The sequence below is a fragment of the Xenorhabdus griffiniae genome (assembly GCF_037265215.1).
Taxonomy (GTDB): domain Bacteria; phylum Pseudomonadota; class Gammaproteobacteria; order Enterobacterales; family Enterobacteriaceae; genus Xenorhabdus; species Xenorhabdus griffiniae.
Genome location: NZ_CP147737.1, coordinates 2,383,323 through 2,407,523, shown reverse-complemented (window position 1 = coordinate 2,407,523; position 24,201 = coordinate 2,383,323). Strand labels below are relative to the sequence as shown.

Genomic DNA, 24,201 nt, shown 5'->3' with positions numbered 1-24,201 from the left:
TACCGTAAACAAAATAGTTCCTTTTGGATACGGAAAATAACCAGCCCAATGCGTGGATATGACTTTAATGGGTCAAATGATATCAATTGGAGAGAATAAGATGATAAACACAACAAAGAAAAGACTGGCTACAGGCATTACGGTAGCGTTAGGCATGATGATTGGGTGGCCGGCCTTTGCAGCACAAGTGCCTGCTGGCGTGCAACTTGCAGACGCTGCAAAACAGGTGCTAGTTCGCAACAATGGCTCTGAACCACAATCGTTGGACCCGCATAAAATTGAAGGTGTACCAGAATCTAATATCGCGCGTGATCTATTTGAAACTCTGGTAATCAATGATCCTGACGGTAAAATTATACCGGGAGTTGCAGAAAGTTGGGAAAATAAGGATTTCAAAGTTTGGACATTCCATCTGCGTAAAGATGCAAAGTGGTCTAATGGTGACCCTGTCACTGCACAGAATTTTGTCTATAGCTGGCGCCGTCTGGTAGATCCAAATACTGCGTCCCCATACGCAAGTTTTCTTCAATATGCCCATCTTCTCAATGTTGACGATATCATCAGAGGTAAACAGAAACCCGAAACGTTGGGTATCAAAGCATTGGATGATCATACGTTAGAATTGACACTCAGCGAACCTGTACCTTATTTAGTCAAATTGTTTGTTCATACAAGTACATCACCAGTCCATCGTGCAACTGTAGAGAAGTATGGTGAAAGATGGACGCAACCCCTGAACTTTGTTGGTAATGGTGCTTATAAACTGAAAAGTTGGGTGATCAATGAACGCCTTGTTTTAGAACGTAGTCCAACCTATTGGGATAATAAGAATACAGTTATTAATCAAATCACTGTCTTGCCTATTTCCTCCGAAGTCACCGATGTTAACCGCTATCGCGCTGGCGAAATTGAGATGTCTTACGACAACTTACCGATTGAGTTATTCCAAAAACTAAAAAAAGAAATCCCCGAACAGTTGCACATTAACCCGAAATTGTGCACTTATTACTACGAGATTAATAACCAGAAACCACCATTTAACGATCCCCGAGTACGTACCGCACTGAAACTGGGTATAGATCAAGATCTTATGACTAATAAGGTGAAAAATCAGGGTGATATACCTGCCTATGGTTATACACCACCCTATATCGCCGATTTTAAAGATGAGAAACCAGACTGGTATACCAAATTAAATCAGCAGCAGCGTAATGAAGAAGCGAAAAAACTTTTGGCAGAGGCTGGATTTACTAAAGATAATCCCTTGAAAATTAAGCTATTATACAATACTTCCGATCTGCATAAAAAGTTAGCTATTGCCGCTGCATCTGTGTGGAAAAAGAATATCGGTATTGATGTTTCTCTTGAAAATCAGGAATGGAAAACTTTCCTTGACTCCCGCCATCAAGGTAACTATGACATTGCTCGTGCAGGATGGTGTGCTGATTATAACGAAGCTTCTACCTTCTTGAACCCCATGTTATCCAATAGTAGCAATAACACAGCCCATTATAAGAGCAAAGAATTTGATGCATTAATGAAACAATCACTTCAAGTCAAAACCGACGAAGAACGTGCTGAAATTTATGCTAAAGCTAATGCGCAATTGGATAAAGATTCTGCAATTATTCCTATCTATTATTATACAAATTCTCGTTTGCTAAAACCTTATGTCGGTGGTTATACCGGTAAAGATCCCTTAGATAACTTCCATACCAAAGATCTGTACATAATAAAACATTAGGAATTAGCTGGTGATCCAACGAGATCACCGGCTTGTTAAATAATTAAAAGCCACAGTTTGGCTAAATAGTAGGAACGGGCAATGCTAAAATTTATTTTACGTCGCTGCTTAGAGGCGATCCCGACACTTTTTATACTTATTACTATTTCGTTTTTTATGATGCGGCTTGCGCCGGGTAGCCCATTTACAGGAGAAAGAAAGCTACCGCCAGAGGTTATGGCAAATATTGAAGCGAAATACCATTTAAATGATCCTATTTATAAGCAATATTTCAATTACCTGATCCAACTCTCTAAGGGGGATTTTGGTCCTTCATTCAAATATAAAGACTACAGTGTCAATGATCTGGTTGCAGAAGCTTTGCCGGTTTCTGCTAAATTGGGATTTGCCGCCTTTGTTATGGCGGTAGTATTCGGTGTCAGTGCTGGAGTTATTGCGGCATTGAACCAGAATACGAAATGGGATTACACAGTAATGGGGTTTGCTATGACAGGTGTCGTAATCCCCAGTTTCGTGGTCGCTCCCTTATTAGTTTTGATATTCGCCATTACATTAAAATGGTTGCCGGGAGGAGGCTGGAATGGCGGGGCACCTAAATATATGCTTTTGCCAATGGTCGCACTTTCTCTCTCTTATATTGCCAGCATATCCCGTATTACCCGTGGTTCCATGATAGAAGTTTTGCATTCCAACTTTATTCGTACTGCACGGGCCAAGGGTTTGCCATTGCGGAAGATTATTTTCCGTCATGCGTTAAAACCTGCCTTATTACCCGTTATCTCTTACATGGGGCCTGCATTCGTAGGCATCATTACGGGTTCAATGGTTATTGAGACTATTTTCGGTTTACCTGGCCTGGGACAATTATTTGTTAATGGTGCATTAAACCGTGATTACTCACTGGTACTGAGTTTGACGATCCTGGTGGGGAGCCTGACCATTATGTTTAATGCCATTGTTGATGTGCTATACGCCGTCATTGATCCGAAAATTCGTTATTAAAACTGGAGCGCGCAATGTTACTGAATAAAAAAAATAGCGAAGCTCTGGAAAATTTTTCTGAGCAACTGGAAATTGAGGGCCGCAGTTTGTGGCAGGATGCACGTCGCCGTTTTGTGCATAATAAGGCGGCGATTACAAGCTTATGTATTCTATTCTTGATTATATTATTTGTGATCTTAGCTCCAATGTTGTCCCAATTTGCTTACGATGACACTGATTGGAACATGATGACGATGCCGCCGGATTTTGAATCCAAACACTATTTTGGCACCGATTCTTCAGGGCGTGATCTGTTAGTGCGCGTTGCCATTGGTGGGCGGATTTCATTGATGGTTGGGATTGCCGCCGCTTTGATTGCCGTGTTATTTGGTACTTTATATGGTGCGATGTCAGGCTATCTTGGCGGTAAAATCGACATGGTCATGATGCGCTTGCTGGAAATCCTCAACTCTTTTCCATTCATGTTCTTCGTTATCCTTCTGGTGACTTTCTTTGGTCAAAACATTTTGTTGATTTTCGTTGCAATAGGCATGGTGTCATGGCTGGACATGGCACGTATTGTCCGTGGTCAGACACTGAGTTTAAAACGCAAGGAATTCATCGAAGCAGCGTTGGTTTGTGGTGTTTCTACCCGCCATATCGTTTTGCGCCATATCGTGCCAAACGTATTAGGTGTTGTGGTGGTTTATGCCTCATTACTTGTACCTAGTATGATCCTGTTTGAATCCTTCTTAAGCTTCCTTGGCTTGGGAACTCAGGAACCACTCAGTAGTTGGGGTGCTTTGCTAAGTGATGGTGCTAATTCAATGGAAGTGGCTCCGTGGTTATTGTTATTTCCGGCGGGCTTTCTGGTCATGACCCTGTTTTGTTTTAACTTTATTGGTGACGGCCTGCGAGATGCCCTCGACCCGAAAGACCGTTAAGGAGAGCCTATGAATAGCGTTGAAACTTCGAAAAATGTTGAATCCCTCTTATCGGTAAGAGATCTAGATGTCGTATTCAGTACGCCAGATGGCAACGTGACTGCTGTAAATAAATTGAATTTTGACTTACAGGCCGGAGAAACACTGGGGATCGTGGGTGAATCTGGTTCTGGCAAATCGCAGACGGCATTTGCATTAATGGGGTTATTAGCCAGCAATGGTTCGGTCAGTGGCTCTGCCCACTTTAATGGGCGAGAAATTCTCAACCTGAAAGAAAAAGAGCTGAACCGAATGCGGGCAGAAGAGATCTCGATGATATTTCAAGATCCCATGACTTCCCTTAACCCTTATATGCGGGTGGGTGATCAATTAATTGAAGTATTGATGCTGCACAAACGTATGAGTAAAAGTGCGGCTTTTGAAGAATCTATCCGTATGCTGGATGCCGTTAAGATGCCAGAGGCACGTAAGCGCATGAAAATGTATCCGCATGAATTCTCTGGTGGTATGCGTCAACGCGTCATGATTGCTATGGCGTTATTATGCCAGCCTAAGTTATTGATTGCCGATGAACCGACAACGGCATTGGACGTAACCGTTCAGGCCCAGATTATGACGTTGCTTAACGATCTGAAAAAAGAGTTTAACACTGCCATCATCATGATTACCCATGACTTGGGGGTGGTTGCTGGCATTTGTGACAAAGTATTAGTTATGTATGCCGGCAGAACGATGGAATATGGCACGGCGCGTGACGTATTTTATCGGCCTACCCATCCATACTCTATAGGGTTATTGAATGCTGTTCCTCGCCTGGATGGTGATGAGGAATCATTGGAAACGATTCAAGGCAATCCCCCCAATTTATTGCGTTTGCCAAAGGGATGCCCATTCCAGCCGCGTTGTCAGTTTGCCACAGAGCATTGTGTTCGTGAGGAACCACAGCTGGAAAAATTTGGCCATGGGCGCTTGCGTGCCTGCTTTAAACGCCAGGAGGAATTGGTATGAGCACAATAGCTGAAAAACGTGTCTTATTGGAAGTTGATGACCTTAAAGTTTATTTTGATATTAAAGATGGAAAACAGTGGTTTTGGCAGCCGGTAAAAACCCTAAAGGCGGTAGATGGCGTTACCTTAAGATTATATGAAGGTGAGACACTGGGTGTGGTAGGAGAATCTGGCTGCGGGAAATCGACACTTGCCAGAGCCGTCATTGGGTTAGTGAAAGCATCTGGCGGCACAGTCACCTGGCTTGGTCAAAATCTGCTGGATATGAGTGACAAACAATGGCGGGATATTCGCAATGATATTCAGATGATTTTTCAAGATCCTTTGGCATCGCTGAACCCACGTATGACCATTGGTGATATTATTGCAGAGCCATTAAAAACGTATTACCCCAAAATGAAAGGTGGGGAAATAAAAGAAAAAGTTCAAAAGATGATGATGCGGGTAGGATTGTTACCTAACCTGATAAACCGTTATCCACATGAATTCTCTGGGGGACAATGCCAGCGTATTGGCATTGCTCGCGCCTTAATTCTGGAGCCTAAATTAGTTATTTGCGATGAACCTGTTTCAGCGCTGGATGTTTCCATTCAGGCACAAGTCGTTAACTTGTTGCAGGAATTACAGCGGGAAATGGGACTTTCCCTGATATTTATTGCTCATGACCTATCAATAGTAAAACACATATCAGATCGTGTTTTGGTGATGTATTTGGGAAATGCTGTGGAATTAGGTACTTACGATGAAGTTTATCATAATCCATTGCATCCATATACCAGAGCGCTTATGTCGGCGGTGCCAATCCCTGATCCAGACAAAGAGCGCAACAAGCATATTGAATTGCTGGAGGGAGAACTGCCTTCACCGATTGATCCCCCATCTGGATGTGTATTCCGCACTCGCTGTCCAATGGCTGATGCTGAATGTGCCAAGACCCGTCCATTGCTTGAGGGAAGCTTTAAACATGCGGTGTCTTGCCTTAAGGTTGATCCACTCTAATCTGTTAGATTAGGTTATTGTGACACTGTCACGAAATTAAATTCAATGCCCTCACAGTGAGGGCATTTTGGCCGATCGGGGGAGGCGTGTCTGATTATTTTTTCCATAGGATATGGCAGATGGAGTGAGATTTTTCCCGGCAGAGCAAGACACGGGCAAAGATGTCATCAATTTCAGCCTCGTCTGATTCAGCCAGGCCAATAATGACTTCTGAAAAAAAGTCTGGATCCAAATCAAAATCAACATGTTCAAGCCAGATCCTTGAAGGTTCCACTAATTCAACACCCCCTCGTTCTTCAAATTGCAAATTAAACAACAGGCTGTCAGCCGGATCGAGATGAGCAAGTGCTTGTTCCAAAAAGATGTCGTAAGCTTTTTCAAGCGCTTCATCTTCAGTCATTCGGTTATTTAAGTCTAATTGCATAGAATATTTCGGTTGGTTTTCCATGGTGCAAGGTCCGAGATTAATCACATGATGAAATTAAAACATGTTCTGTATTGAATGAATACTGTTATTCGTGGAATTATAAAAGCGGGCTGAAAAAGTAACAGACACGTTCAAGGATACGATGCCACACAGGGCGTTTTTCCCATTTATTGTTTGCAAGCAAGGTTGAACGCATAATATAGTCTTGTTGAACCAGAGTTAAATCATTGCCAAAGTGTTCATCATCAATGACCACTGTAATTTCAAAATTCAGCCATAAGCTGCGCATATCCAAATTGACAGAACCGACCATACTGAGTTGTCCATCGACTAAGACACTTTTAGTGTGTAATAAGCCATCTTCAAATTGATAAATTTTCACACCGGCTTCCAGTAATTCAGAAAAAAACGCGCGACTGGCCCAACGAACAAGAAATGAATTATTTTGGCTTGGCACAATGATACTGACATCAACACCGCGCATAGCCGCAGTGCAAATTGCGTGCATTAAATCATCGCTGGGAACAAAATAGGGAGTGGTAAGAATAAGCTGTTTGCGGGCAGCAAAAATAGCAGTCATTAGGGATTGTTGGATTAATTCATCAGGGAACCCAGGCCCGGAAGCAATAACTTGGGCTATATGACCACTGGCTTGTTCGAAGGGCATGGTGACACTGTCAGGTGGCGGAGGAAGATGCCGCTGTCCTGTTTCCATTTCCCAGTCAAAAGCGTAAATGATCCCTAGTGTTGTCGTAACAGGGCCTTCCATTCTCACCATGATATCGACCCATTGACCGACCCCTGCATCTTGTTTAAAAAAACGGGGATCAACCATATTCATGCTGCCGGTGTATGAAATATGATTATCGATCAGGATAATTTTTCTATGCTGGCGTAAGTCCATACGACGTAAAAATAGACGAAAGATATTAACTTTGAGTGATTCAACAAATTCAATACCTGCCTTTCGCATAATATCAGGATAAGGGCTCCGGAAAAATTGCCAGCTTCCCGCCGAATCTACCATAATTCGACATTTAATACCGCGTTTGGCTGCACGCATCAGAGCATCAGTGACCTGATCAACCAGTCCCCCAGATTGCCATATATAAAACACCATTTCGATATTGTATTTGGCGTTTTCAATATCATGAACAATCGCTTTTAGCGAGTTGTCGTAAGATGTCATTAATTGCATTTTATTACCTCTGACACCTTTGAGTTTTTGTCGACGTTCACACAGTTGAAACAGCGGAGTAGCGACTTCACTGTTTTCATCGGCAAAAATTTGCGGGGAATTTCTTAATTCGGCCAGCCACTTGGTTACAGATGAACGCATTTGTCTGGCTTGCTCAACCCTGCGTTTGCCAAGATGTAATTCGCCGAATGACAAGTAAGCAACGATTCCGACTAAGGGAAAAATGTAAATAATGAGTAACCACGTCATTGCTGAAGTCACTGGACGACGTTTTATCAAAACTCGAATAGTGATACCAGCAATAATCAGCCAGTAGAAAAAAATCGCCAGCCAGCTCAGTACAGAGTAGAAAGTTGTCATATGTGGCAATCAATCCTATTTATTTAGATATTTAATGCAGTCATTGCCACAAGTTTCTAGAAATTCGGGCAAACTATCAACTTAATATCATTAATTGAATAGAGTGCAATTTTAGCAAAAAGCGCTAATTATGATAAATGCCATGACTATTTAGCCACTTATAACGACGACTTGACTTTATAAACTGTATGCAATATATGCAAATTGATATAAATAAATCATGAATGGTTGATGATATACACATTAAACTTCAAGTTGCAATTTACAACACTCTATGAAACCTGATTTCCCCCCGCTTCGAGGGGAGACATCACACGCGGTAATCTTCCCATTTTCCATGGAATAGATAGGCAATGGGTTGACATCGCTAATAGTGACAATTAAGAATAATATTATTCATTCAATGAGAGATTACCCGGAATATTTATGAAACATAGTAGAAGAGAAGTCGGGCGTTGGAGAATGCTCCGCCAAAGTCTTTGCCGTCGTCGTCGCTGGTTGGAAGGGCAGTCACGTCGTAATTTACGAATATATGCACTGCGTAAGGCAGATGCTTATAAGCGTCGCAGATCGATTCTATTCACCCAGCATATAGAGTGGATTTAATGTTAATATAGTGCAAATTGCTTAGAGTCAATGTGCAGCATTTTCTTAACGGCTTGATATTTTTCCGTTAAGAAAAATATTTTTAGCCTCCAATAATTATGCGATATGACTGGCGTGAGCATGTGTATCCAATAAGATTTTCACTTGAAAAATGCAAGTCAGAGATAGATGTTTTTGAATCTTTATTGAATATGATAGTCATTTGCATTTAAACTAATATCTATCTGAAAACTGACTATCATGCTGTTAAGCAAGAATTCTCTTATGCGTTGGATACATTGGCCGATACTACTTTCCATTTGTTTACACATCTCTATTGCTGCGGCACTTTTCCATGCCATTAAACCAGGGGAACAGGCAGAAGTTACGTCTATGTCTGTTGCCATGATCCAGTTGGCTGCTGAAGAGGCACCGGTTTCCAAACCTGCCGTGTCTGAATCACTTCCTGAGCCAGAACCTGAGCCGGAGCCTGAACCTATTGCAGAAATCGCTTTGCCTAATCCTAAACCTGAAAAGAAAAAAATTGTCAAAAAAGAAGTTAAGCCAAGAGAGAAAAAGACAGAAAAAGCTTCGGAACAACCGCTGAATCCTATTTCTGATCAAGAAACTCAGACGGCAAAGAATTTGGATGATCAAAAATCGAAGCACCATACCATTAGTGAAAAAGTTGGGGTACAAAACGGACCAAAGGCATTGAATAGGCCAGATCCCGTTTATCCATCCAGAGCACGACAGCTAGGCACTGAGGGGACGGTAAAGGTAAAATTTGATATTGATGAAAATGGCCGAGTTAAGAATATTGAAATTATTTCTGCCAATCCGAAGAATGTGTTTGAACGTGAAGTGAAAAAAGCGATGAGAAAATGGCGTTATGAAAAAATTCCTGCTACCGGACATATAACAACTATCGAGTTTAAAACTACGGGAATTTCACAATCCTAACTGACCAAAACGTCTCTTTCCTGAACAGGGGATGTAAAACATCCCCTAACTTCATCAGCAAAATGAATTATGACTCTGAATTACTACTTTCCAACTTGAAATGCCTTTATTTAATCACTATTAATCATTTCCAGTCACGTGCAGTCACATTTTGTTAATTAATATTTTGATTTTTAAGATAATTTAATCCTTTATTTGTTGTAATCAGAAATAGTCACAAATATTCATTTGGCGTTATGAGAAATTCACGACATTGGTAATAAAGATGATAGTTATCTGTTTAACGTCAGACTCAATAGAGAGAAATTTGCGTATCTACCAATCAAAAACATAGCTAAATGAGCCCCCATAGAATATTTATCAGGCTTTGATGTGCTGATTAACATGGAACTAACAACAAAATGAATGCAATTGAGTTGAGATGGTGACATAAAGCTCTATTAGAGCTTTAAATCGTCTATGATTTATTTGATCAGTGATTAACTTGTTACCTGTATGGCACAGATGCACTGCTTCAAAGATAAGCTGTCGATGCTATTTATGCATTTATTTGGGGTCGTTTTCCTTCATTGATTGGTATAATGAATAAAATTTAACAATGGAGGTAATGAAAAGCTAGGTGTGGGTTGGTTACGGTTTGTTTGTTATCTTTTAATGTAATGGAAAATGATATAAAAAGGTTCTATTTTATGATGAATACTAAAAAATTGCTTTTGTCCGTTTCTTTTTTAAGCGCTTTACTTCTCAGTGGTTGTGCTAGCGTACCTCTTGCAACTGAACAAGAAACAGTAGAAGCTAAAAGTTTCCCTGCTCCAGAGAAGGGCAAATCTGGTTTATATATTTACCGAGACAGTTTTGTCGGCAAGGCTCTAAAAAAAGATATTCATGTTGATGGTAAGTGTCTTGGAGAAACAGCAGGTAAAACTTTTTTCTACACACAGGTAGCAGGTGACCGAAACCACAAAATATCTACTGAATCGGAATTTTCCCCTAATGATTTACTCATTTTTACTGAATCTGGGAAAAATTACTTCGTAAGGCAGTACATAAAGATGGGCGTTTTTGTTGGTGGCGCTGATTTAAGTGTATCAACAGAGGAAGAAGGAAAAAAGGTAATATCTAAGTCAGATGTTCGTCTTGCCAAGGAAGGGTATTGTGGTAATTGATTTCCATTATACTAACTAGATTTATGACTCTGGTCAGTCTTTGTATTCCTTTTAAATAACGGCCTCTTATGATAACACCATTCAGTTAAGAATGTTTTGATCGAATAGAGTAGCGAGTCTTCGACATACGAACGGTCCGACTTTTGGGCCGTTTTCTTTTTTCAGGCAAAATATACCGTTTCACTCTTTCCCTCAGTGCCCTGAGTTTTTTGGGAATAGTTCCGGGAGTTGCAATCGCACACCATATGAATATCCCGTAATGCCATAATAAAACTGATACGCAATGGAGAGACGCCAGCCTCTGCGGCTATACGGCTTATTTCGACTCGCACCAAATTGTAAGCCAGAAGAATTCCCCATATTTCCTGAATAACCCCCGTTCACTGACTGGCTGCGCAGCAGAATGTGGTCTTCTAACTAAATAATTCTATAACTTAAGAATAAAATCTAGCCTTCACTCACTCCAAAATCTAAGACCATGAAATTAACCTGTGAAATTATTTTTCATCGGGCGTTTTTGCATGGTTTTTTTAATCCTACCTAATTAACCAAATAAAAAAGCCAGCATTTTCGCTACTGGCTTTTGGCTTCCTATTGAAAGGAGAATATAAATGACTACAAACGGGTCAATATCGGGTCAAGGCAGACGCAATAATTATGATCCCCATGTCTGGTGGGGCATGAGAATTAGCTATATTTGATGAACAGGCACATTGCGTATGAAAATTAATACAGATTTTCAACGCTTGGAAGCAGGAAATAAAATTCTATTGTTTGCTATTGATGGCTCAGGCGTATGTGACTATTTGTATAACATTTGCACATTATCTGGATGCGCGAAATTTATCCGAAGGTAATCCAGAAGCAGATCTCATGTAGCAAAAGATTGATGTTTTCTATATCCGCTCCGTTTTGGTCTTTGGCTAGTTGAATATTGGCATTTTGATTAGCTGTATTCGCTAAATCATACGCCGCTTTTACTGCTTTTGGTAATTGCTACCAGAATCATTGCTCAGGACAACAAATCCTTTATCTTGCAGTGTTGCATCTGGATGATTGCGGTTTTGAGGTGGCTGATGAAATTTAGTACAGTAAGCGAGTAAGCGTGGAGGTTTCCCCGTCTTTAATTTAGCACGCTTCTGTTTCAAACGGAGGTATGAAATTACCGTGGTCTTCACTTTGGCTTACCTAATAATTTGGGGGGCAGTTCCAATCGGACGAATGTTTGACTAATTATACATCAGCTGAAATTTTAGCTGATGGGTGTGTGAAAAATTTCTCGAATCTTAAAGATAATAGGAATTTCCATCATGGCTCAGATTTGAGTTATATACAGGAACTATAGGGATTTCCCGATTTCAAATCGGAAAATTTTTTAGATGATCACCCTGAGAGTTAAAGGGCAGATGACTGCCCTGTGTGTGGTGATAGTGATTTCCTTTTTATCCTTACCTATGACCTGAACTTCCTCTATCTAATGTACGTAAAATCCATTGCTATGTGCTATAGCGAGTATGTTTTCTGTTTGTACATAGGTGTGTACATGTGTGGTTTTTATGCGTTTTGTATTTTATTTAACATTTTGTTTTAATTTAATTATTGTCAATTTCGCTGCTTTCCAACTTGAAATGTCTTTTATCTTCAGGCAAAGGACGGGAAGTATTATTTTCATCAACGGCAACATAGGTGAAAACGGCTTCTGTAGCACGATAACGCTGACCGACTGGCTCAGAAGCCACTTTTTTCACCCACACCTCAATATTAATAGTGATAGATGAATTTCCCGTTTTCAGACAACGGGCGTAGCAGCATACGACGTCACCTACCGCAACCGGTTTCAGAAAACTGATGCCATTTACGCTAACAGTTACTACGCGCCCCAGAGCAATCTCTTTTGCTAAGATTGCGCCGCCAATATCCATTTGAGACATCAGCCAGCCACCGAAAATATCCCCATTGGCATTAGTATCAGCAGGCATGGCCAGTGTACGGAGAACCAATTCTCCGTTTGGTAAGCATTGTTGTTGTGTCATTAGAAAACTTGATTTATTTGGTGAATACAACAATACCTGCCGCTGCATCGGCAGGTATCCATTATGAAGGTCATTATATTATTTTTGTTCGCGAGGCAGATGACGGTAGATATATACCACACTCAATACAGTAAAGACTAGTGTCAATGCCGTTAACCCGAACACTTTAAAGTTTACCCAAACATCTTGAGGTAGCCAGAAAGCGACATAAATATTTGCTAATGCACAAGCAATAAAGAAAATCGCCCAAGCCATATTCAGTTTGTTCCAGACAAAATCAGGTAATTCTAACTCCTTGCCTAACATCCGTTGAATTAACGGCTTTTTCATCACCCATTGGCTGATAAGTAATACCAGCGCAAAAATGGCATAAATGACAGTCACTTTCCATTTAATAAATAAATCACTGTGGAAGGCCAGTGTCAGAGTGCCGAAAACAGCAACCATAACAAATGTAATTAAGGAGGATTTTTCAACTCTACGATAAATCAGGTAAGTAATGACAACAGCTAACCCTGTTGCTGCAATCAAGGCGCCAGATGCATAGAAAATGTCGTGCATTTTGTAGACGACGAAGAAAACGACCAGTGGCAAAAAGTCTAAAAGTTGTTTCATAAATTGAACCCATTATGAAGTCAATGATGGCATGTTTTTGGATTTGTGCCAGAGTGTACCAGATCTCAATGAAATGGTTTATTTATCAGGTAAAAAACATTTTTCATCTGTTTGAAGCATTTTATCACAATGAGCGACAAGCTAAGTGTGGGAGAAGGAAGCTGTGAGTTTCCATTTAGCTACGCATTATCACTAGGTTCTATTTTCACAAAAGGACATAAAAGCTATGTTGTGGGAAAGATTACATCGTTGGATGCCAGGTTTGGAAAATATCTGTCATTACCGTAGAGCGTATTTCGGCCATGATATGCGGGCGGGTCTCTCTGTTGCCGCAGTGGCGCTGCCCGTTGCGATTGCTTATGCTGAATTAATGGGAATTAGTGCCATTATTGGTTTATATGCCTGTATTTTACCGATGTTTGCGTATGCACTGTTCGGTACTTCACGGCAGTTGATTGTTGGTCCAGATGCTGCAACGTGTGCTGTTATTGCTGCCGCTGTTACACCGTTGGCATTGGGAAATGAACACGTACGTTGGCAGCTTGCCATAGTGATGACGTTTATGACGGGATTTTGGTGTATTTTGGCCAGCCATTTTCGTTTGGGTGCCTTCGCTGATTTTATCTCTCATCCCATTTTGAAAGGTTTTATTAACGGCGTTGCGATCACTATTATGGCTGATCAGCTGGCTAAAATTTTTGGACTATCTGGGTTACCTGCGGAATTGATTGAACGATTGATTGCTTTTCCCCGTAGCTTATTAGAATCTCATTGGCCGACGGTAGGGATGTCAGTAATGACGCTGCTGGTACTGCTTAGTGTACATTTTCTCCGTCCGAGTTGGCCGGCACCACTGGTGGCCATGATCGTATCGACTTATATCAGTTGGCAATTTGAACTCAGTCAATATGGTATCCAGATTGTGGGGAGTATGGGGAGTGGTTTGCCTATTGTTCCTATACCTGAATTTGAACTCGGTATCATACGTGATTTAGTGGTTCCTTCCATTAACTTAGCGGTGATCAGTTTCGTCAGTTTTATGATAACAGCGCGTAGTTTTGCCAGTAAAAATGGCTACCAAGTCGATGCAGATCAGGAGCTTAAGGCATTGGGTATTGCCAATATCGCCTCGTCATTATCACAAGGTTTTGCTGTCAGTGCTGCGGGTAGCCGTACTGCGGTCAATGATGCACTAGGTGGTAAAACGCAAATGGTGTCGGTGATAGCGGCTTGTGCCATTTTGCTGGTATTGCTATTTATGACCGAATTTTTGGTGTATATCCCTTTGTCATCACTGGGTATTGTTTTGATCTTTTCCACTTGGTCTTTATTGAGTTTAAAAAATCTTTGGGCTTATCGAAAACGTAATCGCCAGGCTTTTACCCTGTCAATTTTTACGTTAATTGCCGTCTTGCTGGTGGGGGTGATCGATGGTATTGGTTTTGCTGTTTTGCTGGGATTATTGCAATTTCTGCGAATAGTTTTTCGGCCTTCGGATCAGCTGTTGGGTGTGAATGACCAAGGTATGGTTCGTTCCATCCATAAGCATAATGATATCAAACCGGTAGATGGCATTATGATGTACCGTTTTAACTCTCCACTCACTTATTTTAACGCCGGATATTTCAAAAAACGGGTATTACAGCATGTGAACAGTGCTGCAAATGGTCCTGTATGGTTAGTAGTCGATGCGACGGTCAGTTTTACCTATGATGATGTCAGTGTTTTTGCCGTGTTGGATGAGTTAATCACAGAATTAAAAAAGAAAGGAGTGACATTGGTCTTGGCAGGGCGCAGGACAGAACTGAACCGCTGGATTAAACAAAACAAACTCAGTCGTAGTGATGACGATTTGATAGTTGTGCCGGATCTCTATTTTGCCATTCGTTTACTTCAAAGTAAGCAGCAAGTGGAGGACAAACAGGAAAAGTAACTGCGGTTCACCTCGCAGCATTGCCGTGAGGTGAACGATTTTAGGTGATTATTAAATATCGTTTGTGGTTTTATTTTGTGGTCTGGCCAACATATACAAGCGGAATAGGTAAATCAGCAACAGAGACGATAAGAAATTATCCAGCACTGATAGCAACATATTGGGCATTTTTGTCAGCACAAGAGCCAGGATTAGCTTGGCGGCAAGCCATAGCAGTATAGCTGGGATCAACAAGCGCAGATTACCAAATGCTAACTTCCAACTATTTTGCATAGCTGCAAAAACATTTTTGCCTTTCTCAAACAAAAAAATAGGAGCCAGTGAGAATGCAATAGAAAACAGGATCCCTGGCAGGACCATTAAAGCGTAGCCAATTTGGACCAACAGGGTACAAATAAACATTAGCAAGAACATCTTAGGGAGTTGTGTTATTGATAATGTACTGGCATGAATAGCATTCGTTTGCTGACCGCGAGAGATAGCATTGATGAGTACCAACACACTGGCCGTTAGTAGGGTATTACCAAATATTTGGGTAAATAAAATCCCTAGCATTGTGCGCATTAACGTGAACTGCTCATCCGGCGTTAATTGCACCACGAAACGTTGAATACCTGTGTTGCCGGACTCTCTGACTATATTTTGCAACTCAGCGATTAAATTGAGCTGTTCATCATTCGGCATGAATAAATGTCCCAGCAGTGTTGTCACCAGCGCGGCCAAGATGGAGAGGATGACAATATTCAACAGTTGATTCTTTAAAAAGTTGATGCTGTCACGATACAGGGTATTTGCCGTGATGGGCATGAAAGTGGCTCCTATCAAATAAAACAACAATAGGGAACAATTGTACCTTGTTAGGTGGATTATTGGATACCTAAGATTTACTCCAATACTTGATCCTGTATCTTGAGGCTGGTGGGGGGAAGAGTTCTTTTTTGCTACACTTCCTCAGTGTAGATTTTATATATACCAATCTTACTTCAAGATGCATGTAATTTCTCCCCGCGAAGCGGGGAGAAATCAGGTTTCATATCGTGTTGTCAATTGCAGCTTGAAGTTTAATGCATATATTAATGATCAATTTATTAATTTTGTGTTAATAAATTGATTGGAGGTTGGAATATTAAATAAAGGATTTTAATATATACCAATCTCACTTCAAGATGTATGTGCTTTCTCCCCGCGAAGCGGGGAGAAAGCAGGTTTCATATCGTGTTGTCAATTGCAACTTGAAATTTAATGCATATATAATTTTTATTATTGTTTATACCAATCTCACTTCAAGATGCGTGTGATTTCTCCCCGTAAAGCAGGGAAAAACCAGGTTTCATATCGTGTTGTCAATTGCAGCTTGAAGTTTAATGCGTATATTGTTATTCATTCAAAAAATGATATTAAGATATAAATCATGGATGGCATTAAAATTAATACGCAGAAAATTTTGATTTGGATCAATTTAAAATATCCAGTAGATGAAATAATAAAGTGGTAAATACCTTACTGCGCCAAAAATATTTAAAAGATGTGATCTATCTTAGATCACAATAGTAAACAAACGGGTATATTTCTGACTGTTTTAAAACCACACAAATGGGATGGATAATGAAAAAGATTTCTGCGCTTGTATTGGCTGCTGCTACGTTAGCCCCGTCATTGACTTTTGCCCATGAAGCAGGTGACTTCTTGTTCCGTGCAGGTACAGCAACGGTAAGGCCGCATGTGGGTTCTGATAATGTATTAGGATTGGGATCTTTTGGTGTCAATAATAATACCCAGTTGGGCTTAACTTTTGGTTACATGATTACTGATAATATTGGTGTTGAATTATTGGCAGCGACACCATTCCAGCATAGGGTCAGTTTGCCGGGAGCGGGTGAAATCGCTGAAGTTAAACATTTACCACCAACGCTAATGGCACAATATTATTTTGGTTCATCAGAAAATGAATTTCGTCCTTATGTCGGGATTGGTGTTAACTACACGACTTTCTTTAGCGAAAAATTTAGTAATAATGCAACCGTGAAGGCCGCTAATTTAAATAGCTTAGATCTGAAAGATTCTTGGGGTATCGCTGGGCAGGTTGGCCTGGATTATCAACTGAACAAAAACTGGATGCTGAATACTTCGCTTTGGTGGATGAATATTGAGACTGATGTGAAATTCAAAGTTGGTGATGTAGAGAAAAAATATAAAACCCGTCTTGATCCATGGGTCTTTATGTTCGGTGTTGGTTATAGTTTCTAACTAAAGCTACGTATGTGTTTGACTGTGACATAAGAGAGAACCAATGGGGCGTCATTGCCCCATTTTTTTGTTAGTGGGCTTATAATTGTGTGGCGTTTTTCATGGCACGAACAAAATCCATTAATTTTGCCAGCATGATATTGGGTTGATGTAAGTTATCTTCAATAATTCTGACAACAGCTGAACCTGAAATTGCACCCGCCGCACCGCCATTGAGAGCGGTTATAACCTGCTCTGGCTCTGAAATGCCAAAACCTTGTATAGCAGGAGCTGCGTGATATTCTTTGAGCTTATTGACAATATGGCTAAGTGGTTGTTGAGCACGATTTTCACTACCAGTTACTCCCGCTCTTGATAGCAGATAGGTATATCCCCGTCCAAATGAAGCAATTTCACGTAATAAATCATCATCTGCATTTGGGGGACAAATAAAGATCGGGGCAATATCATGCTTTATGGCGGCTGAACGGAAAGGTGATGACTCGGATAACGGTACATCAGCCACAAGAACGGAATCAACACCGGCATCTTTGCAGCGACGATAAAATTCATCAATGCCATTGTGAAAGACGAGATTAGCGTAAACTAACAGGCCAATGGGTATATCAGGGTATTTAGCCCGTATTTTAGCCAGCAGGTCAAAACATAATGTAGGCGTGACCTTGGATGATAACGCGCGCAGATTGGCATTTTGGATAGTTGGGCCGTCAGCCAGGGGATCTGAGAACGGAATACCCAATTCAAGGGCGTCAGCACCACCTGAAATTAAGGTATCAATAATTTCCAATGATAATTCAGGATTAGGATCACCAAGGGTGACAAAAGGAACAAAAGCGCCTTGGTTTTTGTTTTGCAGCTTCTTAAAAAGTTGTTCGTAACGTCCCATCAGATTTCCCCCTGGATTTTAAAATATCGTGAACGGTAAAAATGTCTTTGTCACCACGGCCAGATAAATTGACAATTAATAGTTGTTCCTTGTCTGGAGACTCATGGATCATTTTCAAGGCGTAAGCCAACGCATGAGAGGATTCCAGTGCCGGAATAATACCTTCATTGCGTGAGAGTTCCTGGAAAGCATCCAGCGCTTCATCATCAGTAATTGAAACATAATCGGCTCTACCGATACTGTTTAAATAGGCATGTTGTGGACCAACGGAAGGAAAATCTAAACCCGCCGAAATAGAATAAGATTCTTCAATTTGCCCATCTTCTGTCTGCATAATGGGGGCTTTCATGCCAAAGTAAATTCCCAATTTTCCGTGTTTCAATGGGGCACCATGCTCTCCAGTTTCAATACCATGCCCCGCAGGTTCAACACCGATCAAGCGGACATCGTTTTCTGGAATAAATTCAGCAAACAAACCGATGGCATTTGAACCACCACCAATGCAGGCAATGACTGCATCAGGTAAACGGCCTTCTTTTTCCAGAACTTGCGCTTTGGCTTCTTCACCAATCATACGTTGGAATTCTCGTACCATTGTCGGATAGGGGTGAGGGCCTGCGGCAGTGCCTAATAGATAATGTGCTTTCTCATAGCAACCTGACCAGTCACGCATTGCTTCGTTACAGGCATCTTTCAAGGTTGCTGAACCGCTGTGGACAGGGATCACTTCTGCACCCATCAAACGCATACGAAAAACATTGGGCGATTGGCGTTCAATATCTTTTGCTCCCATATAAATACGGCATTTCAGCCCCAATAGCGCACAAGCTAGCGCGGTGGCGACGCCATGTTGACCTGCACCTGTTTCAGCAATAATTTCATGCTTTCCCATGCGTTTTGCCAACAATGCTTGCCCTAAGACCTGATTGGTTTTGTGAGCACCGCCGTGAAGCAAATCTTCACGTTTCAGATATAAACGTGTTTTTGTCCCTTTCGTCAGGTTTTGACACAGCGTTAAGGCAGTAGGTCTGCCTGCATAGTTTTTTAAGAGATCCTGAAATGCATACTGAAATTCCGGATCTTTCTGTGCATCAATAAAAGCTTCTTCTAATTGGTTAAGTGCAGGGATTAAAATTTGTGGCACAAATTGCCCACCAAAGTCGCCAAAATAAGGATTCAATTTACTCATTGTTCTACTCATCCATTTTTATCTGAAAAATTAGTGATAACAGCGCAATTGTTGAAACACCTGCTTGATTTTCTGGCTGCTTTTGATGCCTGGAGACACTTCAACGCCTGAGTTAAAATCCAATCCATAGCAACCAAGTGTTGCTGCCAGTTGACAGTTTTCAGCATTCAGGCCACCCGCCAGAAAACTGTTATGCTGAATTAATGGATTAATTAATTGCCAGTCAAATGGTTTTCCCGTTCCGCCAGCTCCGTTATCCAACAGTAAGTGATCAACATGAGGTATTACGGAAACGTCCTCAGCCTTAGACATATTAATGGCTTTCCAAATTTCACAATGTTCAGGTAGTACCGAGCGCAGGGCGTTGATGTAGTTTTCATCTTCACTTCCGTGCAGTTGCACTGCGGTGAGTGAAAGCCTACGGGCAGTATTATTGACAAAATCAATGGGTTGATTTTGAAACACACCAACATATAGCAGAGAGGCTTCATTGATGATTTGTTGAGCTTTTTGCAGACTGATTTTGCGCGGTGATTTTTCGGCAAAAATTAAACCACCGTAAACGGCACCCATTTGCAACGCAGCTTTGGCATCCTGTGGGCGAGTCAAGCCACAAACTTTGTTGTCACCTAAAATTAGGCGTCGTAAGGCGAGATCTAAATTTTGTTGTGCCATTAAAGAACTACCGATAAGAAAACCATTGGCAAATTGGCTTAATTCTCGCACCTGACGATGCTGGTGGATACCGGATTCACTGATGACGATGGTGTCTTCAGGTAAACCCACCGATAATTTACGGGTACGCTCTAAATCAATGGACAAATCACGGAGATCCCGATTATTGATACCAATAACCTTTGCGCCCAATTTAATTGCCCGTTGCCGTTCATCTTCATTACTGACTTCGGTCAATACACCCATATCAAGACTGTGGGCCAATGCCGATAATTTACGATATGTATCATCATCAAGGACAGACAGCATCAGTAAAATAGCATCAGCCTGATAATAACGGGCAAGATAAACCTGATAGGCATCAATAATAAAATCTTTGCACAAAACAGGTTGATGGACAGCAGAACTGACCATGGCGAGAAAATCATAACTGCCCTGAAAGTATTTTTCATCGGTCAGGACAGAGATTGCAGCGGCATAAGGTTGATAAGTTTTAGCAATATGGACAGGATCGAAATCTTCGCGAATCAATCCCTTTGACGGGGATGCCTTTTTGCATTCCAAAATAAAAATGGTTTGCTTATGAGTCAAGGCTTGATAAAACCGACGATGACTTGGAACGATATCAGCAATAAAACTCTCCAGCGGTTGCTCTGCTTTACGAGTAATCAGATATGCCGCTTTATCTTCAACAATTTTCTGTAATACGCTGGTTTTCATGATCTGGTCCTTGCTGCCAATGCCGTTACTTTTTCATAGGCCTGGCCGCTGTAAATAGTATCGAGTGCCAATTGAGTATTTTCCCGTAGGTCTTCTTGCCCGTGGATCTTCATTAACAGAGCTACATTGGCTGCTACGGCATGAGCATGGGCTTGGTTTCCGTGACCTTGTAACAACATTGCCAACATGTTGCGGTTTTCTTCTGGTGATCCACCTTGCAGTGATGATATTGGATGGTTTGGCAAACCAAAATCTGTTGCTGTTAATTGATATTGGCGAATTTCACCGTGATTAAGCTCTGCAACATAAGTTGGTGCATGTAAGGCAACTTCATCCATTCCTCCGCTGTGTACAACGGCGGCGCGTTGATAACCTAAAGCGTGTAAGGTATGGGCTATGGGTTCAACTAATTCAGGGTGATAGACGCCGATGAGAGACACAGGAGGACGCGCCGGATTGATCAACGGGCCAAGTACATTAAATAGTGTTCGGGTTTTTAGTTGCTGGCGTACTTGCACCGCATGACGGAATCCACTGTGATATTGGGGGGCGAACAGGAAACAGACCCCAATTTCATCCAAAGCCTTGCGTGATTCTTCAGCTTGAGCATCCAATGCAATGCCGAATGCAGCTAATAAATCAGATGATCCAGACCGACTGGAAATACTGCGATTTCCATGTTTTGCCACCTTAAGGCCACAGGCAGCAGCAATAAAGGCGCTGGCTGTTGAAATATTGATGCTATTGGAACCGTCTCCACCTGTGCCGACGATATCACAAAACGTGTAATCCGGGCGAGGAAAGGGGGCTGCGTTTGCCAGGAACGCCTGGGCTGCGCCCGCAATTTCTTGTGGCTGCTCGCCACGCAGCTTCAGGCTAATTAATACAGCAGCCAGTTGTGTATCGTTCAGCTCACCATGAATAATGGCGGTGAATAGCTGCTGGCTTTCTTGTTGTGTCAGTGCCTGAGCACTGAATAATTTGTCAAAAATCAACTGCATCTTCCCATTCCTTTAAGTTGAGTGCTTTTAATTCGATACCCTTAAACTCATCTGTCTTTGAAATTGTTAGTTCAATGCCCAGGCTAGAGTTTGTTCAAGGAGTTTGGCACCCTGTGTAGTCAAGATAGATTCGGGATGAAACTGAAAACCACAAACTTTGTGCTCATCATGTCGCACAGCCATCACAATATCACCGCATGAAGCAGAAGCTGTCAGTTCTGCTGGAGTATGCACAGCGGCAAGAGAATGGTAACGGGCGACAGACAAAGGATTTGGGAGACCGGAAAACATATTTTTCCCATCATGGATGGCCGGTGTTGCTTTGCCATGCAAAATCTCCTGAGCAGCAGAAATTTTTCCTCCGTAAGCTTCAATAATCGCCTGATGTCCAAGACAAATTCCGATTATCGGGATCTGGCCTATTGCTTGTTTAATCAATGCGGGCATACAGCCTGCCTCTGAGGGTTTCCCCGGACCAGGGGATAACATTAAAAGAGGAGATGCCATCTCATTAAGTTTGGCAATAATGACGTCTGCTGGCACGGTATTGCGGTAAATAACAACATGGTGACCATGAGTACGCAGTTGATCCACAAGGTTATATGTGAAGGAATCTACATTATCGAGTAAAAGAATATTAGCCATCAGAATGTCACCTCCACATGATGCGCTTGTGCAATGGCGCGAATAACAGCTCTGGCCTTACTGTGAGTTTCATCTACTTCCGACTGAGGAATAGAGTCCAGCACGACACCGACTCCAACTTGAATGGTGGCTTGATCGTTTTCCACATAGGCGGAACGGATCACTATGCAGGTATCAAAATCCCCTTTGCCAGTGAAGTAACCGACGGCTCCGCCATAACTGCCACGTCGTACACCTTCATATTCTGCGATGAGTTGCATCGCCCGAACTTTAGGGGCTCCCGTCAATGTACCCATATTCATGCTAGCTTGATAGGCGTGGAAAGCATCTAAATCATGTCGAAGTGTGCCGACAACACGGGAAACCAGGTGCATAACAAATGAATAACGATCGACTTTGGTTAAATCGGCGACATATCGACTGCCCGGTTCGCAGATACGGGCTAAATCGTTGCGAGCTAAATCGACTAACATCACGTGTTCAGACATTTCTTTCGCATCCGTGCGCATTTCCAGCTCAATTCGGCTATCAAGATCGGCATCCAATTCCCCGTTGTGATCACGTCCACGTGGTCGAGTACCGGCTATCGGATAAATTTCGATCTGGCGGTTGTTGGCATCATATTTAAGAGCACTTTCTGGTGAAGCCCCAAACAGGCAAAAATCTTGATCTTGCATAAAAAACATATAAGGGCTTGGGTTTTGTTTTTTCAATACATGATAAGCGGTCAGCGGAGAAGGGCATGGCAAGGTGAAACGACGCGATGGAACTACCTGAAAAATATCCCCTTGACGGATAAATCGCTGTAGCTGACGCACGATATTTGCGTATTGTTCATCACTTTGGTTATAGCCGACAGTAATATCGGGTAATGTGACAGGTAAGAGTGGCTGAAGCGGGGCTGAAATGGCTGTAACTAAGGTTGCTAAACGCGCTTTAAGGCGTTTTCTTTCTGAATCAGATTCGCCAAACAATGAAGTTTGCAGACGTGAATGTTTATCTTGATGATCGATCACTAATAGTGTTTCTGCGAGATAAAAACAGAAATCAGGGCAACGTTGATGAGCTTCTACTTTAGGTAATGGTTCAAAACCGGCGACTAAATCGTAAGCAAACAATCCACCAACAAAAATGGCATCGGGGTTTTCTGAAAAAGAGGCTAGTGCTGCCAGGGCACGCAATGCATCAAAAACTGAATCGGATTTTAGCCGGCTATCTTCATCCAGATGGTGCTCAATGGCCGGAAACCGTGCTCGCATAACCTTCGGTTCTACATCTAATTGAGCTTTACCTGATAGTAAGTTAGTGAGTATCGGGATCAGGTTTTGGCCGTTTTCAGTGAGCGCCTCAAAAGTAACTTGACGCCCGTTGGCCGTGATGCGCATAGCACTATCAATGATCAAAATGCTTTTAAGATTCTTTTTACTGTGAATTTCAGCAGAATCCAGCAATAACGTTGCTGGGCGATTACTACAAAGTTGATGAAAAAGCAGTGTTGGATCTGTCTGGTAGAGAGTATCTACCTGATTTATAGAGATATTAAATTCTTTGCCAGTCATCTTCATACCCCGTTTCTAATCTTTATTTATAAAAAAACCCGCCTCTTAGGGCGGGTTTTGGCACTTGCGTATCTATTCTGAACTTACGTGCGTGAGCCAACCGCCCTGACTGGGAAGTTGTGCCACCAACGCTTTGACTGCTTAGTTTGCATAAATACGCTCATTTCGAGTGCCTCATTGATTCAATGGTTTTTTGATAAAAGTTTTTTTAGTAAAGAGTGTCTTAGTCAACCCATGTACTAGTAAACTGGTTCGTGGTTTGCTTGTCAATGATTTTTTTTCTTCTTGTGTTATCATAACCGCTTTGCGCTTGATAGCGCTTCA

At 41.7% G+C, this 24,201-nt stretch carries 23 protein-coding genes, 1 pseudogene and 1 other annotated feature; of the genes and pseudogenes, 11 read left to right on the top strand and 13 right to left on the bottom strand.

What is annotated here, in order from left to right; all coding sequences use genetic code 11:
* Window positions 1-100: 100 nt before the first annotated feature.
* The 5 genes from oppA (at window position 101) to oppF (ending at window position 5,675) form a co-directional block, all read left to right on the top strand.
* Entirely contained in the window at window positions 101-1,744 is a 1,644-nt protein-coding gene (oppA, locus tag WDV75_RS10415; protein ID WP_273557588.1) for an oligopeptide ABC transporter substrate-binding protein OppA, read from the top strand.
* 81 nt (window positions 1,745-1,825) lie between these two features.
* Window positions 1,826-2,746 (top strand): oligopeptide ABC transporter permease OppB, encoded by a 921-nt coding sequence (gene oppB, locus WDV75_RS10410; RefSeq protein WP_189758960.1) that lies wholly within the window; start codon window positions 1,826-1,828, stop codon window positions 2,744-2,746.
* 14 nt (window positions 2,747-2,760) lie between these two features.
* Window positions 2,761-3,669: an oligopeptide ABC transporter permease OppC gene (gene oppC, locus WDV75_RS10405; protein WP_189758961.1), complete on the top strand. Its 909-nt coding sequence runs from the start codon at window positions 2,761-2,763 to the stop codon at window positions 3,667-3,669.
* Window positions 3,670-3,678: 9 nt separating this feature from the next.
* Window positions 3,679-4,677 carry an ABC transporter ATP-binding protein gene (locus WDV75_RS10400; protein ID WP_189758962.1) on the top strand — a complete coding sequence of 333 codons (999 nt, stop codon included), beginning with the start codon at window positions 3,679-3,681 and terminating at the stop codon, window positions 4,675-4,677.
* Entirely contained in the window at window positions 4,674-5,675 is a 1,002-nt protein-coding gene (gene oppF, locus WDV75_RS10395; protein WP_273557589.1) for a murein tripeptide/oligopeptide ABC transporter ATP binding protein OppF, read from the top strand. The genes WDV75_RS10400 and oppF overlap by 4 nt, the downstream gene beginning before the upstream one ends.
* 94 nt (window positions 5,676-5,769) lie before the next feature.
* Here oppF and WDV75_RS10390 read toward each other — a convergent pair whose 3' ends face one another.
* A complete protein-coding gene (locus tag WDV75_RS10390) occupies window positions 5,770-6,099 on the bottom strand; it encodes an HI1450 family dsDNA-mimic protein (RefSeq protein ID WP_273557715.1) in 330 nt (109 codons plus the stop codon).
* A gap of 100 nt (window positions 6,100-6,199) precedes the next feature.
* Window positions 6,200-7,660, bottom strand: a complete 1,461-nt coding sequence (gene cls, locus WDV75_RS10385; RefSeq protein WP_273557590.1) for a cardiolipin synthase — start codon at window positions 7,658-7,660, stop codon at window positions 6,200-6,202.
* Between the two features lie 426 nt (window positions 7,661-8,086).
* Here cls and WDV75_RS10380 point away from each other — a divergent pair, with 426 nt between their 5' ends.
* From WDV75_RS10380 to WDV75_RS10370, 3 genes are all read left to right on the top strand, one after another.
* Window positions 8,087-8,266, top strand: a complete 180-nt coding sequence (locus WDV75_RS10380) for a YciY family protein (RefSeq protein ID WP_273557591.1) — start codon at window positions 8,087-8,089, stop codon at window positions 8,264-8,266.
* A 264-nt stretch (window positions 8,267-8,530) separates the two neighbouring features.
* On the top strand, window positions 8,531-9,208 hold the full coding sequence (gene tonB, locus WDV75_RS10375) for a TonB system transport protein TonB (RefSeq protein WP_338859733.1): 678 nt from the start codon (window positions 8,531-8,533) through the stop codon (window positions 9,206-9,208).
* Between the two features lie 689 nt (window positions 9,209-9,897).
* On the top strand, window positions 9,898-10,374 hold the full coding sequence (locus WDV75_RS10370; protein WP_273557593.1) for a DUF2846 domain-containing protein: 477 nt from the start codon (window positions 9,898-9,900) through the stop codon (window positions 10,372-10,374).
* 85 nt (window positions 10,375-10,459) lie between these two features.
* On the opposite strand, the pseudogene WDV75_RS10365 reads toward WDV75_RS10370, so the two are convergent.
* Window positions 10,460-10,776 (bottom strand): annotated as a pseudogene (locus WDV75_RS10365) (IS4 family transposase); the annotation flags it as partial.
* A 381-nt stretch (window positions 10,777-11,157) separates the two neighbouring features.
* On the opposite strand from WDV75_RS10365, the gene WDV75_RS10360 reads away from it, so the two are divergent.
* Complete coding sequence (locus WDV75_RS10360) at window positions 11,158-11,253, top strand: hypothetical protein (protein WP_420497491.1); 96 nt, start codon at window positions 11,158-11,160, stop codon at window positions 11,251-11,253.
* A 98-nt stretch (window positions 11,254-11,351) separates the two neighbouring features.
* Here the strand turns inward: WDV75_RS10360 and WDV75_RS10355 are convergent, their stop codons facing one another.
* The 3 genes from WDV75_RS10355 to WDV75_RS10345 form a co-directional block, all read right to left on the bottom strand.
* Window positions 11,352-11,552 (bottom strand): hypothetical protein, encoded by a 201-nt coding sequence (locus WDV75_RS10355; protein WP_273557594.1) that lies wholly within the window; start codon window positions 11,550-11,552, stop codon window positions 11,352-11,354.
* A 414-nt stretch (window positions 11,553-11,966) separates the two neighbouring features.
* Entirely contained in the window at window positions 11,967-12,407 is a 441-nt protein-coding gene (yciA, locus tag WDV75_RS10350; RefSeq protein WP_273557595.1) for an acyl-CoA thioester hydrolase YciA, read from the bottom strand.
* Between the two features lie 78 nt (window positions 12,408-12,485).
* A complete protein-coding gene (locus WDV75_RS10345) occupies window positions 12,486-13,022 on the bottom strand; it encodes a septation protein A (RefSeq protein ID WP_273557596.1) in 537 nt (178 codons plus the stop codon).
* A gap of 226 nt (window positions 13,023-13,248) precedes the next feature.
* Between WDV75_RS10345 and WDV75_RS10340 the strand changes: the two genes are divergently transcribed.
* Window positions 13,249-14,955, top strand: coding sequence for a SulP family inorganic anion transporter (locus tag WDV75_RS10340; RefSeq protein ID WP_273557597.1), 1,707 nt, complete (start codon window positions 13,249-13,251; stop codon window positions 14,953-14,955).
* A 51-nt stretch (window positions 14,956-15,006) separates the two neighbouring features.
* On the opposite strand, the gene WDV75_RS10335 is transcribed toward WDV75_RS10340, so the two are convergent.
* The gene (locus WDV75_RS10335) at window positions 15,007-15,762 is read right to left on the bottom strand and encodes a YciC family protein (protein ID WP_273557598.1); all 756 of its coding nucleotides are present in this window, start codon (window positions 15,760-15,762) and stop codon (window positions 15,007-15,009) included.
* A 798-nt stretch (window positions 15,763-16,560) separates the two neighbouring features.
* Here WDV75_RS10335 and ompW point away from each other — a divergent pair.
* Window positions 16,561-17,202, top strand: a complete 642-nt coding sequence (gene ompW, locus WDV75_RS10330) for an outer membrane protein OmpW (protein WP_273557599.1) — start codon at window positions 16,561-16,563, stop codon at window positions 17,200-17,202.
* Window positions 17,203-17,281: 79 nt separating this feature from the next.
* On the opposite strand, the gene trpA is transcribed toward ompW, so the two are convergent.
* From trpA to WDV75_RS10300, 6 genes are all read right to left on the bottom strand, one after another.
* Complete coding sequence (gene trpA, locus WDV75_RS10325; protein WP_273557600.1) at window positions 17,282-18,088, bottom strand: tryptophan synthase subunit alpha; 807 nt, start codon at window positions 18,086-18,088, stop codon at window positions 17,282-17,284.
* Complete coding sequence (gene trpB, locus WDV75_RS10320; protein WP_273557601.1) at window positions 18,063-19,277, bottom strand: tryptophan synthase subunit beta; 1,215 nt, start codon at window positions 19,275-19,277, stop codon at window positions 18,063-18,065. Before trpB ends, trpA begins: the two co-directional genes overlap by 26 nt.
* Before the next feature lie 30 nt (window positions 19,278-19,307).
* Entirely contained in the window at window positions 19,308-20,672 is a 1,365-nt protein-coding gene (gene trpCF, locus WDV75_RS10315) for a bifunctional indole-3-glycerol-phosphate synthase TrpC/phosphoribosylanthranilate isomerase TrpF (protein ID WP_273557602.1), read from the bottom strand.
* Window positions 20,669-21,673 carry an anthranilate phosphoribosyltransferase gene (gene trpD, locus WDV75_RS10310; protein WP_273557603.1) on the bottom strand — a complete coding sequence of 335 codons (1,005 nt, stop codon included), beginning with the start codon at window positions 21,671-21,673 and terminating at the stop codon, window positions 20,669-20,671. The genes trpCF and trpD overlap by 4 nt, the downstream gene beginning before the upstream one ends.
* A 66-nt stretch (window positions 21,674-21,739) precedes the next feature.
* Complete coding sequence (locus WDV75_RS10305) at window positions 21,740-22,318, bottom strand: glutamine amidotransferase-related protein (protein ID WP_273557604.1); 579 nt, start codon at window positions 22,316-22,318, stop codon at window positions 21,740-21,742.
* The gene (locus WDV75_RS10300; protein WP_273557605.1) at window positions 22,318-23,877 is read right to left on the bottom strand and encodes an anthranilate synthase component 1; all 1,560 of its coding nucleotides are present in this window, start codon (window positions 23,875-23,877) and stop codon (window positions 22,318-22,320) included. The genes WDV75_RS10305 and WDV75_RS10300 overlap by 1 nt, the downstream gene beginning before the upstream one ends.
* A 28-nt stretch (window positions 23,878-23,905) precedes the next feature.
* Window positions 23,906-24,011, bottom strand: a sequence feature (Trp leader region).
* Window positions 24,012-24,201 lie beyond the last annotated feature (190 nt).

Coding starts and splice junctions, on each gene's coding strand:
- oppA (WP_273557588.1), top strand. CDS start 101: ATGATAAACACAACAAAGAAAAGACTGGCTACAGGCATTACGGTAGCG.
- oppB (WP_189758960.1), top strand. CDS start 1,826: ATGCTAAAATTTATTTTACGTCGCTGCTTAGAGGCGATCCCGACACTT.
- oppC (WP_189758961.1), top strand. CDS start 2,761: ATGTTACTGAATAAAAAAAATAGCGAAGCTCTGGAAAATTTTTCTGAG.
- WDV75_RS10400 (WP_189758962.1), top strand. CDS start 3,679: ATGAATAGCGTTGAAACTTCGAAAAATGTTGAATCCCTCTTATCGGTA.
- oppF (WP_273557589.1), top strand. CDS start 4,674: ATGAGCACAATAGCTGAAAAACGTGTCTTATTGGAAGTTGATGACCTT.
- WDV75_RS10390 (WP_273557715.1), bottom strand. CDS start 6,099: ATGCAATTAGACTTAAATAACCGAATGACTGAAGATGAAGCGCTTGAA.
- cls (WP_273557590.1), bottom strand. CDS start 7,660: ATGACAACTTTCTACTCTGTACTGAGCTGGCTGGCGATTTTTTTCTAC.
- WDV75_RS10380 (WP_273557591.1), top strand. CDS start 8,087: ATGAAACATAGTAGAAGAGAAGTCGGGCGTTGGAGAATGCTCCGCCAA.
- tonB (WP_338859733.1), top strand. CDS start 8,531: ATGCGTTGGATACATTGGCCGATACTACTTTCCATTTGTTTACACATC.
- WDV75_RS10370 (WP_273557593.1), top strand. CDS start 9,898: ATGATGAATACTAAAAAATTGCTTTTGTCCGTTTCTTTTTTAAGCGCT.
- WDV75_RS10360 (WP_420497491.1), top strand. CDS start 11,158: ATGGCTCAGGCGTATGTGACTATTTGTATAACATTTGCACATTATCTG.
- yciA (WP_273557595.1), bottom strand. CDS start 12,407: ATGACACAACAACAATGCTTACCAAACGGAGAATTGGTTCTCCGTACA.
- WDV75_RS10345 (WP_273557596.1), bottom strand. CDS start 13,022: ATGAAACAACTTTTAGACTTTTTGCCACTGGTCGTTTTCTTCGTCGTC.
- WDV75_RS10340 (WP_273557597.1), top strand. CDS start 13,249: ATGTTGTGGGAAAGATTACATCGTTGGATGCCAGGTTTGGAAAATATC.
- WDV75_RS10335 (WP_273557598.1), bottom strand. CDS start 15,762: ATGCCCATCACGGCAAATACCCTGTATCGTGACAGCATCAACTTTTTA.
- ompW (WP_273557599.1), top strand. CDS start 16,561: ATGAAAAAGATTTCTGCGCTTGTATTGGCTGCTGCTACGTTAGCCCCG.
- trpA (WP_273557600.1), bottom strand. CDS start 18,088: ATGGGACGTTACGAACAACTTTTTAAGAAGCTGCAAAACAAAAACCAA.
- trpB (WP_273557601.1), bottom strand. CDS start 19,277: ATGAGTAAATTGAATCCTTATTTTGGCGACTTTGGTGGGCAATTTGTG.
- trpCF (WP_273557602.1), bottom strand. CDS start 20,672: ATGAAAACCAGCGTATTACAGAAAATTGTTGAAGATAAAGCGGCATAT.
- trpD (WP_273557603.1), bottom strand. CDS start 21,673: ATGCAGTTGATTTTTGACAAATTATTCAGTGCTCAGGCACTGACACAA.
- WDV75_RS10305 (WP_273557604.1), bottom strand. CDS start 22,318: ATGGCTAATATTCTTTTACTCGATAATGTAGATTCCTTCACATATAAC.
- WDV75_RS10300 (WP_273557605.1), bottom strand. CDS start 23,877: ATGACTGGCAAAGAATTTAATATCTCTATAAATCAGGTAGATACTCTC.